This is a genomic window from Thermodesulfitimonas sp. (assembly GCF_052743955.1).
Genome location: NZ_JBRAIN010000040.1, coordinates 1 through 15,136 on the forward strand (window position 1 = coordinate 1; position 15,136 = coordinate 15,136).

A 15,136-nucleotide genomic window follows, 5' to 3' on the forward strand; every position below is an offset into this window, starting at 1 on the left:
TTTGGGCCGGGTGGAAGGACAGGCACAGCGCCTGCCCCTTTTCTTCCCCGAGCCTATTTTCAGTTTGATGTAGAACTCGCTCCCTTCTATTTCCGCGCCGAAAACCTAATCCACACCCGGAACGGGTTTTCCAGGGACACCCGACCACCCTCCGGTGAAACAAAAAACCCGCGGACCCTTGGTTTTCGCGGGCCCCAGGTCGCCTTTCCGGCGCGCCCGGTAGGAACCGGACCCAACCTTTTTTGCTAACCGTTTGCTAACGAACCCGTTTTTCAACCCCCGAATTTAGCGGCTTTCAGCCGGACTATTTCGGACAACCGGTTAGCAACTTGCCCCCGCGCGGCCTTGATTTTCCTAGGTTTCAGAAGACTTGGAATATCCCGCACTTCAGGTAATAGGTTTCGGGCGCAGCGAAGAGCATTGGGTGGTCGCGTGCCTGGCGGCGCAGTTCCACCAGGCGCAGGGTGCGCCGCGCGTCGTGGGCGGCGGCAGCGACCACTTGCAGGAAGAGGTCTTCAGTGAGGTGGTAGGAGCAGGAACAGGTTACCAGGAAACCGCCGGGTGGGAGGAGCTTCATGGCCCGGAGGTTGACCTCCTTGTACCCCCGGATAGCACCCGGCAACGCCTCTTTCGATTTGGTAAAGGCCGGCGGGTCAAGCACCACCAGGTCAAAACGCTCGCCGGCAGCGGCAAGGTGTCGGAGCGCGTCGAAGGAGTTCGCTTCGCGGAAGGTACACCGTTCGGCCACGCCGTTCAAAACGGCGTTTTCCCGGGCCAGCGTAAGCGCCGCGCCGGAAGTATCGATCCCGAGAACGGCAGCGGCACCGCCGCGGGCCGCGCTGACCGCAAAGCCGCCGGTATAGCAGAAGCAATCGAGCACCCGCGCCCCGGCGGCAAGTTCCGCTACCGCACGGCGGTTTTCCCGCTGGTCGAGGAAAAAACCGGTTTTCTGGCCGGCGTAGAGATCCACCCGGAAACGCGTTCCTCCCTCGTCGATTTCCACAAACTGCGGTACCTCACCGTAAAGCAGCCCGGTAACCAGCGCTAACCCTTCGCGCTCCCGAACCGCAACATCGCTGCGCTCATAGATGCCCTGGGGGTTGAAAAGCTCCACGAGCAGGTCGGTGATGAGCGTCTTGAACCGCTCCATCCCGAGAGACAAAAACTGGACCACCAGGTAAGCACCGTAACGGTCTACAATCAGGGCCGGGAGGAAATCCGCCTCGGCGTTGACGAGGCGGTAGGCGGTAGCATCTTTTACCACCCTTTTCCGGTAAGCCGCCGCTAACTCAAGCCGCCGCCGGAAAAAGGCCCGGTCGATCGCTTCGTCCCGCCTGGTAAGAAAGCGGATAAATATCTGGGAGGCCGGATTGGTGTAACCCCGCCCTAAGAAACGGCCGCGGGCGTCGCGGATGTCAACCACATCCCCCGGTGTGAACTCACCCCGCACCGTACCGACCTCGGTCCGGTAGACCCAGGGGTGCCCTGCCTGCACCCTTTTCTCTTTTCCTGGCAAAAGAATTGCTTCAGCCACTTCTTGACCGCCCCATTAGGTAATATTTTGCTTCGCCCTAAGACAAACTAAGCGGGTGAAAGGAGGGAGGAGAGATGAGTTGCTCCGCGCTACGCCACCGCTTCGAGGAAGAAAGGGCGCGCGGGTTAACCTTTGAGCGGGCCCTCGCGTTTTATACGGACGTAGAAGGATCATTATCCGCCCACTGGGTCGAGCTCGAAGAGCTACGGCGTAAGAATGCTTCTCCGGAAGAAATCCGGCACCTCGAGGAGCACATTGCTGCCGGCGAAACCTTGCTAAGCGAAATCAAGGGTCTCCGGCTGCACTGAAGCGTTTTTCTCCGGTCCTGGTAATAGACCACCCACCACTACCAAGGCGACCCCGCAGGGTCGCCTAACTATTTATTTTCCCGCCTGACCGCCGACCCCCTGCCGCCGACCTCTATTTTTCATAGTAGGCTGCGCGCCTTCGGCTTGCCTTACCAGGCGTAGCGCGCAACAGCGGGCGTTGTCGAGGACTGCGTCCAGGTCGAGGGTCACAAGACGCCCCCCCTCCACCACCACATTGCCGTCAACGATAACCGTATCGACATCCCCCGCCTGCGCCGCATAAACGATGTGGGCCACGACATCGTGCGGCGGGTAGAGGTGGGGCCGGCGCAAGTTAAGCAGAATGATATCGGCGCGCTTGCCCGGTTGGAGAGTGCCAATCTTATCCTCGAGGCCAAGCGCCCGCGCCCCGCCGATGGTCGCCATTTCGAGGGCCGTGTAGGCCGGTAGCGCCTCCGGATCCTCGCGCGCTACCTTTTGCAGGAGCGCCGCCGAACGCATCTCTTCGAGCATATCTAAGTTGTTATTGCTCGCCGCGCCATCTGTCCCGAGCCCCACGGTTACCCCTGCGGTCAGAAGCTCTGTAACCGGGGCGATGCCGCTGGCGAGCTTCATGTTGCTTTCGGGGTTGTGGGCCACCGCCACCCCTTTCGTAGCCAGAATGGCGATATCTTCCGGAGAAAGGTGCACGCAGTGGGCAGCGAGCACAGGGAGGTCCAGAAGGCCGGTTTCTGCCAGCAACGCCACCGGGGAGCAGCCGTACTGTTTTTTGATCCCCTCAACTTCCTGGCGCGTCTCTGCGACGTGGATGTGAATGCCGACGCCGAGTTCCGCCGCTACGGTAATCACTTTTCGGAGGTAGTCAGGTGGACAGGTGTAAGGGGCGTGCGGTCCGAGCATACAGGTAATCCGGCCGTTCGCCTTGCCATGCCACTCCTGGATAAAGGCGCGGCTCTCTTTAAGCGCCTTTTCGGCGTTAGGCGCGATCCCGATGAGGCCCCGGGAGAGAGAAGCCCTAATCCCGCTTTTCTCTACCGCTGCCGCTACCCGGTCCATGAAGAAGTACATGTCGGCGAAGGTGGTTGTTCCCCCGAGCAGCATTTCCGCACAGGCGAGCAGCGTCCCCCAGTAAACGTCCTCCGCGATGAGTTTCTGCTCCAGGGGCCAGATCGCTTCTTCAAGCCACTTCATCAGGGGAAGATCATCCGCGTAGCTCCGGAAGAGGGTCATCGCGGCGTGGGTATGCGCGTTGACCAGACCGGGCAGGGCCACCATCTCGGGGCCGCCCAGAACCTGGTCCGCAGTAAAACCATCCGGCAAGCCATCCGCCGGGCCGACATAGACGATCTGCCCGTCGGCAATCGCCACCGCCCCGTCCCGGATCACCACCTCCGGACCGGTGACCGGTACTACCGTCACGCCCTTGATCAGGATTTTCACCGCCGTTCCCCTCCACCCTTATTCTGCCCGTAAGAAGTCAGGTATCTGTAGCGGAGATCGATAACCTCGTTCTCGCCCAGGACCGTCGGGGTACCGATAAGGCCGGCGAGAATATAGATCTGCGCCGCTTTTTCAACTATCTGACAGACGTTAAAGGCCTCGTCGAGACTGCCTCCCACACCCACCAGGCCGTGATTAGCCAGCAAAACGGCGCCCCCCTGACCGAGGGCCCGGACCACATTCGCCGCCAGCTCCCGCGAACCGGCGGGAGCGTATTCCGCCACGGGCACCGCGCCCCCGACGATCTGCGCCACGTCTTCCACCACCGGCGGCACCGGCAGCCGCGCCACCGCCATCGCACTGGCGAATACGCTGTGGGTGTGCATGACCGCCTTCACGTCGGGTCGCGCACGGTAGATGGCCAGGTGCAGCTCGAGCTCCGTGGAAGGGCGCCGCTCACCCTCGACAACGCTCCCGTTAAGGTCAACCACCACAATGTCCCGCGGCTGGAGGGCATCATAGGCCATCCCGCTCGGGGTGATTACTACTAAATCTTCTCGTGAAACCCGGCAGGAAACGTTACCCCAGGTCCCGAGGACCAAACCGGCCCGCGCCATCCGCACGCCTGCCCGGGCCACCTGCTCGCGCGCCTTTTCCGCCAACAGGTTTATGCTTTATCCCTCCCCTCCTGTCGACCGGAGGTAGGCCTCCTGTTCCGGAGTGAGCCGGTCAATCGCGATGCCGAGCGACCGGAGTTTAAGTTCGGCTACCCGGTTGTCTACCGCCACCGGCACCTGGTAAACCCGCCGCGCGAGGCCCGCCCCTTCCTGCAAGATGTAGCGGGCCGATAACGCCTGTAGCGCGAAAGAAAGGTCCATGATCTCCGCCGGGTGCCCGTCGCCCGCCGCCAAGTTAACCAGGCGGCCTTCGGCCAAAAGGTAGAGCCGCCGGCCGTCAGCCGTGCGAAACTCCTCGATATTCTCCCGCACCACCCGGCGGGAAACAGCTATCCGGCTTAACTCCGGTAGCGAAATCTCGACGTTGAAGTGCCCCGCGTTGGCCAGCAAAGCCCTGTCTTTCATCCGTTCAAAGTGTTCCGCCCGCAGTACGTCCCGGCAACCGGTGGTGGTGATAAAGATGTCGCCCCGCTCTACGGCGGCCAGCGAGTGCATCACCTCAAAGCCATCCATGACCGCCTCGATCGCCTTCACCGGGTCGACCTCGCAGACGATCACCTTCGCTCCCAGGCCTTTAGCCCGCAGACTCACGCCTTTCCCGCACCAGCCGTAGCCGAAAACCACCACGGTCTTCCCCGCCACAAGAAGGTTGGTGGTCCGCATGATGCCCGCCCAGACCGACTCCCCGGTGCCGTAGCGGTTGTCGAAGAGGTACTTGGTGCGGGCGTTATTCACCGCCACCATCGGGAAAAGGAGGCGTCCTTCCCGCTCAAGAGCGTAAAGGCGCAGGACACCGGTAGTCGTCTCTTCGCACCCCCCGATGACTTCACCGCTCAGCTCTTTCAGGTCGGTATGAAGCAAATGGACAAGATCCCCGCCGTCATCAATCACAATGTGCGGCTTAATTTTGAGCGTCTGGGCCAGGTGCTCCCGGTACTCTTCCGGCGTCGGGTTGTACCAGGCGTAAACTTGGACCCCCTCCGCCGCCAGCGCCGCCGCGATTTCATCCCGCGTGGAGAGGGGGTTGGAGCCCGTCGCCGCCACCGTTGCGCCGGCAGCCTGCAGCACCAGCGCCAGGTAAGCGGTTTTCGCCTCGAGGTGGATACTCAAAGCTATCCGGATCCCCTTGAGCGGCTGCTCCCGCACAAACTCCTCCCGGATGATGTTTAAAACCGGCATGTGCGCCGCAACCCATTCGATCTTTTGCCGCCCAAGCGGGGCAAGCTCCGGGTTGCGGATCAGACTTTTAGCCAATGGTAAGACCTCCTGGTTAAGAGAAGTTTACGGTTCACAGTTCAGGCTCAAACTGATGGAACTATACGTCCGTTCAACCTTCAGCGTTCAAGGTTCAAGGTCTAACGTTTATAGTCAGAGGTTATCCTTAAAAGTGTAGGGCGGGTAAAAGACGCCCTTCTCCGTGATGATCGCGCTCACCAGGTCCGCCGGGGTTACGTCAAAAGCCGGGTTCCAGACGCGCGTGCCCGGCGGTGCCACAGTAGCTCCGGCAAAAGAGGTGACTTCGGCCGCGTCTCGCTCCTCGATAGGAATGGCGCCCCCGTCAGGCGCAGCCGTATCAATCGTGGATAGAGGCGCCGCAACGTAAAACGGCACCCCGTGGTGCCGCGCCAGCACTGCCAGGCTGTAGGTCCCGATTTTGTTCGCCACGTCGCCGTTCGCCGCAATCCGGTCTGCCCCGACGATCACCGCGTCGATCCCCTTTTTAGCCATCAGATACCCGGCCATCCCGTCGGTGATCAGCGTTACCGGGATTCCGTCCTGCTGCAGTTCAAAAACTGTCAGCCGCGCGCCCTGCAAAAGCGGCCGCGTCTCGTCCGCGTAAACCATCTTGATCTTGCCCGCCGCGTGCGCCGCCCGGATGACGCCGAGTGCCGTCCCGTAGGCGCAGGTAGCCAGCGCCCCCGCGTTGCAGTGGGTCAAAACCCGCGCCCCTGGGGGCAGAAGCGCCGCCCCGTAAGCCCCCATCGCCCGGTTCGCCGCCGCATCCGCCGTGCAGATCCGCGCCGCTTCGGCGACCAATCGCGCGACCACTTTTTCCGGCTCCTCACCCGCCGCGCTGTCTAATACCCGAAGCTGCCGCTCCACCGCCCACCGGAGGTTAACCGCCGTCGGCCGCGCCTGCGCGATTTCTTCCGCAGCGGCCCGCACCCGCCGCACGAAGCCTTCGTCTCCCGCCTGGACAGCCGCCACTGCCGCCAGCACCACCGCGTAAGCCCCCGCCACCCCGATGGCCGGCGCACCGCGTACCGCCAGCCGCTTGATCGCCTCGATCACCGCGCGGTAATCGGTGAGCGATAGGTAACGCGTTTCGTGCGGCAGGAGTGTCTGATCGAGAAGGTAGAGCGTACCGTTCTCCCAGCGCAGCGTCTCCATCACTTCGCCTCCACCGGACCGGAAACCGCGTGCCGGCAGGCGCAGTCCGCCTCTGGATCAAACAGGGTAACCGCCCCTAGCAAAAGCCGCCGGATGTTTCCGCCCTGAACCTTCATCATCTCTACCACCTCCTGGTGGCTGAGCCGGTAAGCGGCAATACCGGCGGCAAAATTGGTCACCATCGCCACCGCCGCGTAACAGATCGCCGCTTCCCGGGCGAGTACCACCTCCGGCACACCCGTCATCCCCACCAGGTCCCCGCCGAGCTCGCGGAACATTTTGATCTCCGCGGGGGTTTCGAAGCGCGGCCCTTCAGTGCAAACGTAAATGCCGCCGTCATGGGCCGGCAGCCCTAAGCTCTGCGCCACCTGAACGAGGATCCTTCTAAGCTTGGGACAGTAAGGCTCCGTAACGTCGATGTGCACCACCCCTTCCGGGCCACCCTCGAAAAAGGTCTGCTTGCGCCCCTTCGTAAAATCCAGGAACTGGTCGACAAAAACAAATTGTCCCGGCCGCATCTTGGGATTGAGCGAGCCGACCGCTGCCGTCGCCAGGATCGACCGCGCCCCTGCTTGCTTGAGCGCCATGATGTTCGCCCGGTAATTCACCAGGTGCGGCGGTACCGTGTGGGCCGCACCGTGGCGGGGCAGGAAAATCACTTCCCGGCCCCTATAAAAGCCCCGGGTTATTTTTACGTCCCCGTACGCCGTACGCACCGTTTCCTCAGTAGGATGCTCTAAAAGCTCCGGGTCGTAAACTCCGGTACCGCCGATGATGGCAATCGCCGCCATAAATTCACCCCGTTCTGCCCGACCTGATTTAATCGAAAATTGCGGCCACGAATTCCTCCGGATTGAAAGGCATCAGGTCCTCGATCCTTTCCCCCGTGCCGACAAACTTCACGGGAACATTAAGCTCCTTTTTTATCGCCACAACCACGCCGCCCTTGGCCGTGCCGTCAAGCTTGGTCAATACAATGCCGGTAAGCCCCGTCGCCTCCCCGAAGAGCTTCGCCTGGCTGATCGCGTTCTGGCCGGTCGTCGCGTCGACAACCAGAAGGACTTCGTGCGGCGCACCCGGCACCTCCCGCGCTGCCACCCGCCGCAGCTTTTTCAGTTCTTCCATCAGGTTGGTCTTCGTGTGGAGTCGCCCCGCGGTATCAACCAGGACCACGTCTGCCCGCCGGGCTTTAGCCGCCTGAAGCGCGTCGTAAACGACCGCCACCGGGTCGGAACCTTCCCGCTGCTTAACAATCTCTACGCCGGCCCGCCGGGCCCATACTTCTAACTGGTCGATCGCGGCCGCGCGAAAAGTGTCCGCCGCCGCCAAAATCACCTTCTGTCCCTGCTCCCGGAAGTAATAAGCTAACTTCCCGGTGGTGGTAGTCTTCCCCGTTCCGTTAACGCCTACCATCAAGATCACGGCCGGCGGCTCGTCGGGAAGCACCAGGGGCGCAGTTTCCGTACCTAAAAGGCGCAAAACCTCCTCCCGGAAAAGGGGTTTCAGCTGTTCCGGCTCGCTTATCCGGAGCTCCCTCACCCGCGCCCTTACGCATTCGACGATCTCCAGCGCCGCGGCAACACCCACATCCGCCTGGATGAGCGCCTCTTCGAGTTCCTCGTAAAGGCTCTCGTCAATCTCGCGGCGCCGGGAGATGACGTTTTCAATCTTCTCGACAAAGGTTTCCCGGACCTTCGTCAACTTCTCCCGTAGCTTACCGAAAAGCCCCACGCCTGATCCTCCTGAAGAAGATGCCACGTTGAACGTCCAAAGTTTAATCTTCAACGTGACTCCCGCGAAATTCTTGCCAGCGCCTCCCGCGCTGCCCGCTGTTCCGCCTCTTTCTTGGAACGCCCTTCCCCGCGCCCCAGACACTCACCCCGGTAAAAGACACCGGCCGTAAAAACCTTCGCGTGGTCCGGCCCTTCCTCCTTGAGGATAACGTAAGAAACATTTTCTGGCGAGTTCTTCTGTAGGAGTTCCTGGAGTTCAGTCTTGTAATCCCGCTCCTGCCGCCCGTGGAGCACGTCTTCGATAACGGCTTCGAGCTCCCTTAACGCAAACTCCGCCGCCACCTCCAGCCCCTGATCCAAAAAGACGGCCCCCAACAACGCTTCGAAGGCGTCGGCCAAGATCGACGGGCGCTCCCGCCCCCCCGATTGGCTCTCGCCCCGCCCCATAAAGAGGGCTTCCCCCAGCCCAAGCTCCCGCGCGACCCGCGCCAGCGAAGACTCACAGACCACCGCCGCCCGCAGCCTGGTAAGCTCACCCTCGCTCTTTCCGGGAAAGGTCCGGTAGAGATAGTCGCTGATCACCAGCTCCAGGACGGCGTCGCCTAAAAACTCTAACCGCTGGTTATTCGTCACCCCGGGGTGCTCGTAAGCGTAGGAGCCGTGCGTGAGCGCCTGGCGCAGAAGCCCCTCATCGTGCCAGATGATCCCCAGCCTGGCTTTGAGTTCCTCGTAGCCCCGGTCCACCCATCAAACACCCCTAAAAAACTTTGGAGGCCGGAAGCTCGGCTTGAGGCTTCAGCCCCTCTACAGTACCTTGCTTTTCTTAAGCCGAAAAACGTTTAAAAATCAGGGTGGCGTTATGCCCGCCAAAGCCCAGTCCGTTCGAGAGCGCCACATCCACCTGCGCCCGCCGCGCTTTGTTGGGCACGTAATCGAGGTCGCATTCGGGGTCGGGGTTTTCGTAGTTGATCGTCGGCGGAATTACGCCGTGCGTGATGCTCAGGACACAGGCCGCGGCCTCGATGCCCCCGGCGGCACCTAAAAGGTGTCCCGTCATCGACTTGGTAGAGCTCACGGGGATCCGGTAGGCAAATTCCCCAAAAACCTTTTTAATCGCCATCGTTTCGACCTTATCGTTGAGCGGGGTGGAGGTCCCATGGGCGTTGATATAGTTCACCTCTTCCGGCCGCAAGCAGGCGTCCGCTAACGCGCGCGCCATCGCCTTGGCCGCCCCTGCACCATCGGGATCGGGCGCCGTGATATGGTAAGCATCGCAGCTCTGCCCGTAACCCGCCACTTCCGCGTAAATCCGGGCACCCCGGGCAAGGGCGTGTTCTAACCGCTCCAGAACCAGTACTGCTGCCCCCTCGCCGATCACAAACCCGTCCCGCGCCGCGTCAAAAGGCCGGCAGGCCTTCTCGGGCGCATCGTTCCGGGTAGACATCGCCTTCATGGCGCAAAAACCGGCCACCGCTACCGGGGTGATGGCTGCTTCGGCGCCCCCCGTCAGCACCACGTCGGCTTCTCCCCGCTGGATGATCCGGAAGGCTTCGCCAATGGCGTGGTTGGACGAGGCGCAAGCGGTTACCACCGTGCTGTTGGGGCCGTAAAACCGGTGGAAGATCGCGATGTAGCCCGCGCCCATGTTAGCAATCATCATCGGGACGAAAAAAGGACTTACCCGGTTCGGCCCGCGGGAAACAAGCACCCGCGTCTGTTCCTCAAAGGTGCCGATTCCCCCGATGCCGCAGCCTAAAACCACCCCGACCCGGTCGCGGTCGAGCGATTCCGTAGCTAGCGCCGCATCCGCTAGCGCCAGGCTTGCGGCCGCAACCGCAAATTGCGTGAAGCGGTCCATCCGCCGGGCCTCTTTTTTATCGATGTACGCCTCCGGATCAAAATCGCTGACCTCGGCGGCGATCTGGGTCTTGAATTCCGAAGCGTCAAAACGGGTTATCCGCCTGACGCCCGACTGCCCTTTTACAAGCGCCTCCCAAAAGGCCTCTTTACCGGTGCCCACCGGGGAAATAACCCCCAGTCCGGTTACTACGACGCGCGGGGACAAAAACGCACCCCCCGGAATACCACTTTTCTCACCCTGCTGACTGTTGACTTCTGACTCCTCTCAGAGCTTCTCCTGGATATAGTTAACAGCGTCACCCACCGTCCGGATCTTCTCGGCATCCTCGTCGGGAATCTCCATCTCAAACTCCTCCTCAAAGGCCATGACCAGCTCCACAAGGTCGAGCGAATCTGCCCCGAGGTCGTCCACAAAGGAAGCATCCATGGTCACTTCGTCTTCTTCGACACCAAGCTGCTGGATGATAATCTGCTTGACTTTCTGGAAAATTGACGACGACATAAGGTCTGGTTCACCTCTCCCTATCGTGATGAGATTAAAGAGTCATGCCACCATCAACCACTATTACCTGACCGGTGATGTATCTGGCCAGATCGCTGGCCAGAAAAACCACCACGTTGGCCACCTCCTCAGGTTCACCGAAACGTCCAAGAGCAATTCGCTCGCGCAGCCGCTCCTTCACCCCTTCAGGGAGCCCGGCCGTCATCTCGGTCACGATGTAACCCGGCGCCACCGCGTTCACCGTTATATTCCGCGAGCCCAGCTCCCTGGCTACCGCCTTTGTAAAACCGATGATCCCCGCCTTTGCTGCCGCATAATTCGCCTGTCCCGCGTTACCTGTAAGGCCGATCACCGAACTAATATTTATTATCCGGCCCCAGCGCGCTTTTACCATTGCCCGTGCCGCCGCGCGGGTGCAGTTGAAGGCACCACGCAGGTTAACGCCTACCACCGCGTCCCAATCTTCATCCTTCATCCGGAGGAGCAACCCGTCGCGCGTAATCCCGGCGTTGTTCACCAGGACGTCTAACCGCCCAAATGTGCTCAGAGCGAAATCGATAAGCGCCGCAGCCTCACCCGCCTGCGAAACGTCGGCGCGATAGGCGGCAGCCCCTCTACCCAACCCTTTGACTTCCGCGACCACCGCCTCGGCTTCGGAAGCCCGGGAAACGTAGTTGATCACCACGTCCGCACCGGCCCGGGCCAGCGCTAAGGCCGTCGCCTTGCCAATGCCCCGGGAGCCGCCGGTGACTATTGCCACCCTGCCATTAAGATACATTTTAGCCAACCCCTCTCCGTAAAACAACCGGCTCACACCTTATTCCTTAAAGCAAACCTGCCTTCCGTAAAAAGGCAAGGGTAGCCTCAAGCGAGGCCTGGTCCTCGACGTTACAGCAGTTAACCCCGGGCGCTATCCGCTTGATAAGCGTGGACAACACCTTCCCGGGACCCACCTCCACGAAGACCCCAACCCCGTCCGCTACCAGCCGCTGGATGCTCTCCTCCCAGAGCACGGGGCTGTAAATCTGCCGGATCAGGGCGCTTCTTACTTCCGCCGCGGTACTGATATAATCCCCGCTGACGTTGGCCACTACCGGAAAAGCCAATTTTTTCACCGGCACCTTTTCCAACTCGAGGGCGAAGAGCTCACTTGCCCGCCGCATGAGCGACGAATGGAAGGGGCCACTCACCGGCAGAATAACGCTTTTCTTCGCTCCCAACTCTTTGGCGATCCGCACCGCCTCCTCGAGCGCAGCCATCTCGCCGGCAAGCACAACCTGCCCGGGACAGTTGTAGTTTGCGGCCTCGATAACCCCTTTGGCCCGCGCAGCGCGGACCACCTCCCCGATGCGCTCCCGGTCGAGCCCCAAAACCGCCACCATACCCCCACTCCCGAGGGGCACCGCTTCCTGCATCAACTGCCCGCGCCGCCGTGTCAGACGCACCGCAGCGGCGAAATCGAGGGCCCCGGCGGCGACCAGCGCAGCATATTCACCCAAGCTGTGACCGGCAGCGACGTCGCTCCCTACCCCATGCGCTCGCAACACCGCAAGCGCCGCAATGCTCACCGTCAGCACCGCCGGCTGCGTATTTACCGTTTTCTGTAGCTCTTCCTTGGGCCCCTCAAAGCAGAGGGTGCTTAACGAGAAGCCAAGAACCGCATCGGCCTGGGCAAAAACCTCCTGCGCTTCGGCATAGCGTCCGTAAAAATCCCGGCCCATGCCCACATACTGCGAACCCTGTCCCGGGAAGACGAAGGCTATCTTCATTAGTCGGGCCCCCTCAGTAGCGCAATACCACTCCACCCCAGGTCAAACCCGCCCCGAAAGCAACAAGAAGCACGGCCGTCCCAGGCTTCACTTTGCCGCTCTTAACCGCCTCGTAAAGCGCAATAGGGATGGAAGCTGCCGATGTGTTACCGTAGCGATCCACATTGATAAAAATCTTTTCGGGCGGGAGATTGAGCCGTTTAGCAACGGCGTCGATAATCCGGACGTTCGCCTGGTGCGGAATGAAGCAACCAAGTTCCTCCGGCTCAAGGCCCGCTCGCCGCAGCACCTCGAGCGACGCCTCTTCCATGGAGCGAACGGCAAACTTGAAAACCTCCCGACCGTTCATGTGCAGGTAATGGAGGCCGGCCTGTACCGTTTCCGGAGAGGCGGGCAGACGCGCCCCGCCCGCCGGTAACTTAAGAAGCTCGCCCCCGGAACCATCCGCCCGCAGGTAAAGTGAGAGTATCCCGCGCGGCGGTGCGACCGGCTGCACCACCGCTGCCCCGGCCCCGTCACCGAAGAGGACACAGGTAGTCCGGTCCTTCCAGTTGGTCACTCTGGACAGAGTATCGGCGCCGATCACCAGTACGTTGCGGTAACACCCCGCATTGATAAATTGCGCCGCTACCGCCAGCCCGTAAACAAAGCCGCTGCACCCCGCCTCTAAGTCGAAAGCCGCCGCCTTCTTCGCCCCTAAACGATCCTGAACGAGACAGGCCGTAGCCGGAAAAAGGGTATCGGGTGTAGCCGTGGCCACAATGACGAGTTCAACCTCTTTCGGAGCAACTCCCGCTGCTGCAAGCGCCTCGCAGGCAGCCTTCACCCCTAGATCAGACGTAGCCTCATCGGGAGCAGCGATGCGCCGCTCCTTTATCCCCGTTCGCTCGTGGATCCAGGCGTCACTTGTTTCGATCATCCGTTCCAGGTCAAAATTTGTTAGCACCCGCTCCGGGACGTAAACGCCAAGACCGGTTATCCCGGCAACTAGCCCATTTTTACCCATTAACCATTTTAACTCCTCCCGCACTTCGACCCGCAAGACCCGCGCCGATCGTTTGGACGAGCCCACTACGTACCGCTTCAACCGCCACCCGGATAGCGTTTTTGATCGCTCTGGCCTGCGAGCTCCCGTGCGCTACCACCACGACGCCGTTTACCCCGAGGAGGGGAGCACCGCCGTACTCTGCATAATCCAGGCGACGCCGCAGCCCCCGCAACAAAAAAAGAACCATTCCGAGAGCCACCTTCGCCGGCAAGTTGTGGGCCACCTCGCGCCGGACCATCACTTCCAGCGCCTGGGCCAGCCCCTCACCAGCTTTCAAGAGAACGTTCCCCACAAAACCGTCGCACACCACCACATCCGCCCTGCCGTTGAAGACATCTCGCCCCTCAACGTTACCGATAAAGTTTAAACGCTCCTGCTTGAGAAGAGGCAGGGCGCTCAGCGTGAGCTCGTTCCCTTTGGTTTCCTCCTCACCGATACTCAGAATCCCCACCCGTGGGGTCTTAATTTTCAGGACGGTCGTCGCGTAGGCCGTACCCATAATGGCGAACTGAACAAGGTGCTGGGCTTTCACGTCAACATTCGCCCCCACGTCAAGCAGCACCGTGTACCCCTGCGGGTTAGGCATCAAGGTCATTAAGGCCGGCCGGTCCACACCTTCAATCCGCCCCAGCCCGAAAAGCGCGGCCGCCATCACCGCGCCGGTGTTGCCGGCAGAAACCATCGCGTCGGCCTGTCCCTCTTTGACCAGTTGCACCGCCCGGACAATGGAAGAATCCTTCTTGCGCCGGACAGCCTGGACGGGGTGTTCGTCCATCGCAATGACGTCGGTGGCAGGTACGAGCTGCACCCGGTTAACTCCTTTTGGCCCCAATAAAGGTTCAAGACGAAGCTTATCGCCAACGAGCAGCACTTCGATCCCGTAAGCGGCAGCCGCCTCCACTGCCCCCGCCACCACTTCGGCCGGGGCGTAATCGCCCCCCATCGCGTCAACCGCTACCCGCAACCAAAGACCCTCCTTGCCGGAGCGGCGCTCAAAAATCCGTAGCTAAGAGCTAAAAAAATAAGGTCCTGGCGCCTTAAAAGCCAAAACCCCACCAATCAGGCCGTTACTTTGCCTCTTCTTGAGCCAAAACCTTCCGCCCTTTGTACTGGCCGCAGGTCGGACAGACAGCGTGGGGCCGTTTCAGTGCCCTGCAGTGCGGGCAGGCAACCAGCCCCGGCGCTGCAATCTTCAACTGCGCCCGGCGCAAACGCCTGCGCTGTTTGGAGACTCTTCTTTTCGGTACTCCCATTACCGCTACCTCCTATGATTCTATAACAACTTCTTCAGCACCACCAGGCGCGGGTCTCCCTCATCCGCCGGACACCCGCACGGGCCCTCGTTAAGGTCCTTCCCGCAACGAGGGCAAAGTCCCCGACAATCCTCCCGGCAGAGCGGCTTCATCGGTAAAGCCAGGAGGAGGCTTTCGATCACCTGGTCAGTAAAATCAAGCTCGTCCGTAGCTAGCGGAATCTCTTCTTCGGGACTCGCTGCACCGTGCAAACGGTACTTTTCCTCGATCCGTCCCGCGAGCTCCACCGTAAATTCCTTAAGGCACCGGCTGCATGTTAGGCGCACTGTAGCCTTCGTCTCCCCTACCGCCCACAAAAAGTCGCCAGCGTTGGTGATTGTGAGCACCAGCACAACCGGAGAAACGACCCGTATCGGCGCCGCCGCACCACCCGGGAGTGACCGGACCGCGCCTGTGAGCCCGTAACGGCGCTCTTCTGCCGGCGCCTGCTTGAGCTTGGCTACGCTAACTGTAAACAACTGCCCACCCCAATCAAATCCTGATTATACCGGCCACCTAATCCCCTGTCAAGTAAAAGCGGTCGAAGGCATCATCTTCTTGCTAGGTGCATAAAAGATTGGG

At 61.0% G+C, this 15,136-nt stretch carries 17 protein-coding genes; 1 reads left to right on the forward strand and 16 read right to left on the reverse strand.

The genetic code is table 11. From position 1 onward, the window contains the following. Positions 1-361 precede the first annotated feature (361 nt). Positions 362-1,534 (reverse strand): class I SAM-dependent rRNA methyltransferase, encoded by a 1,173-nt coding sequence (locus ACUVTA_RS04875; protein WP_445951850.1) that lies wholly within the window; start codon positions 1,532-1,534, stop codon positions 362-364. Between the two features lie 74 nt (positions 1,535-1,608). Between ACUVTA_RS04875 and ACUVTA_RS04880 the strand changes: the two genes are divergently transcribed. After that, on the forward strand, positions 1,609-1,842 hold the full coding sequence (locus tag ACUVTA_RS04880; protein ID WP_445951851.1) for a hypothetical protein: 234 nt from the start codon (positions 1,609-1,611) through the stop codon (positions 1,840-1,842). Positions 1,843-1,914: 72 nt separating this feature from the next. Here the strand turns inward: ACUVTA_RS04880 and ACUVTA_RS04885 are convergent, their stop codons facing one another. The 15 genes from ACUVTA_RS04885 to ACUVTA_RS04955 form a co-directional block, all read right to left on the reverse strand. Next, complete coding sequence (locus ACUVTA_RS04885) at positions 1,915-3,282, reverse strand: amidohydrolase (protein WP_445951852.1); 1,368 nt, start codon at positions 3,280-3,282, stop codon at positions 1,915-1,917. Beyond that, the gene (locus ACUVTA_RS04890; RefSeq protein WP_445951853.1) at positions 3,279-3,944 is read right to left on the reverse strand and encodes a class II aldolase/adducin family protein; all 666 of its coding nucleotides are present in this window, start codon (positions 3,942-3,944) and stop codon (positions 3,279-3,281) included. Before ACUVTA_RS04890 ends, ACUVTA_RS04885 begins: the two co-directional genes overlap by 4 nt. A gap of 12 nt (positions 3,945-3,956) precedes the next feature. Continuing rightward, complete coding sequence (locus ACUVTA_RS04895) at positions 3,957-5,213, reverse strand: adenosylhomocysteinase (RefSeq protein ID WP_445951854.1); 1,257 nt, start codon at positions 5,211-5,213, stop codon at positions 3,957-3,959. Positions 5,214-5,327: 114 nt separating this feature from the next. Next, entirely contained in the window at positions 5,328-6,350 is a 1,023-nt protein-coding gene (gene mtnA / locus ACUVTA_RS04900; RefSeq protein ID WP_445951855.1) for an S-methyl-5-thioribose-1-phosphate isomerase, read from the reverse strand. Then, on the reverse strand, positions 6,350-7,141 hold the full coding sequence (mtnP, locus tag ACUVTA_RS04905; protein ID WP_445951856.1) for an S-methyl-5'-thioadenosine phosphorylase: 792 nt from the start codon (positions 7,139-7,141) through the stop codon (positions 6,350-6,352). Before mtnP ends, mtnA begins: the two co-directional genes overlap by 1 nt. A 28-nt stretch (positions 7,142-7,169) precedes the next feature. Then, on the reverse strand, positions 7,170-8,081 hold the full coding sequence (gene ftsY / locus ACUVTA_RS04910; protein ID WP_445951857.1) for a signal recognition particle-docking protein FtsY: 912 nt from the start codon (positions 8,079-8,081) through the stop codon (positions 7,170-7,172). A 50-nt stretch (positions 8,082-8,131) separates the two neighbouring features. Continuing rightward, the gene (rnc, locus tag ACUVTA_RS04915) at positions 8,132-8,827 is read right to left on the reverse strand and encodes a ribonuclease III (protein ID WP_445951858.1); all 696 of its coding nucleotides are present in this window, start codon (positions 8,825-8,827) and stop codon (positions 8,132-8,134) included. 79 nt (positions 8,828-8,906) lie between these two features. Further along, on the reverse strand, positions 8,907-10,148 hold the full coding sequence (gene fabF, locus ACUVTA_RS04920; protein WP_445951859.1) for a beta-ketoacyl-ACP synthase II: 1,242 nt from the start codon (positions 10,146-10,148) through the stop codon (positions 8,907-8,909). A gap of 60 nt (positions 10,149-10,208) precedes the next feature. Beyond that, entirely contained in the window at positions 10,209-10,445 is a 237-nt protein-coding gene (locus ACUVTA_RS04925) for an acyl carrier protein (RefSeq protein WP_123930976.1), read from the reverse strand. A 34-nt stretch (positions 10,446-10,479) separates the two neighbouring features. Further along, positions 10,480-11,223: a 3-oxoacyl-[acyl-carrier-protein] reductase gene (gene fabG / locus ACUVTA_RS04930; protein WP_445951864.1), complete on the reverse strand. Its 744-nt coding sequence runs from the start codon at positions 11,221-11,223 to the stop codon at positions 10,480-10,482. Between the two features lie 46 nt (positions 11,224-11,269). Next, positions 11,270-12,214 carry an ACP S-malonyltransferase gene (gene fabD / locus ACUVTA_RS04935; RefSeq protein WP_445951860.1) on the reverse strand — a complete coding sequence of 315 codons (945 nt, stop codon included), beginning with the start codon at positions 12,212-12,214 and terminating at the stop codon, positions 11,270-11,272. Positions 12,215-12,227: 13 nt separating this feature from the next. Continuing rightward, positions 12,228-13,220, reverse strand: a complete 993-nt coding sequence (locus ACUVTA_RS04940) for a beta-ketoacyl-ACP synthase III (protein WP_445951865.1) — start codon at positions 13,218-13,220, stop codon at positions 12,228-12,230. Beyond that, the gene (gene plsX, locus ACUVTA_RS04945; RefSeq protein ID WP_445951861.1) at positions 13,213-14,226 is read right to left on the reverse strand and encodes a phosphate acyltransferase PlsX; all 1,014 of its coding nucleotides are present in this window, start codon (positions 14,224-14,226) and stop codon (positions 13,213-13,215) included. Before plsX ends, ACUVTA_RS04940 begins: the two co-directional genes overlap by 8 nt. A gap of 103 nt (positions 14,227-14,329) precedes the next feature. Beyond that, the gene (gene rpmF, locus ACUVTA_RS04950) at positions 14,330-14,515 is read right to left on the reverse strand and encodes a 50S ribosomal protein L32 (protein WP_445951862.1); all 186 of its coding nucleotides are present in this window, start codon (positions 14,513-14,515) and stop codon (positions 14,330-14,332) included. A gap of 20 nt (positions 14,516-14,535) precedes the next feature. Further along, entirely contained in the window at positions 14,536-15,033 is a 498-nt protein-coding gene (locus tag ACUVTA_RS04955; RefSeq protein ID WP_445951863.1) for a YceD family protein, read from the reverse strand. Between the last annotated feature and the right edge of the window lie 103 nt (positions 15,034-15,136).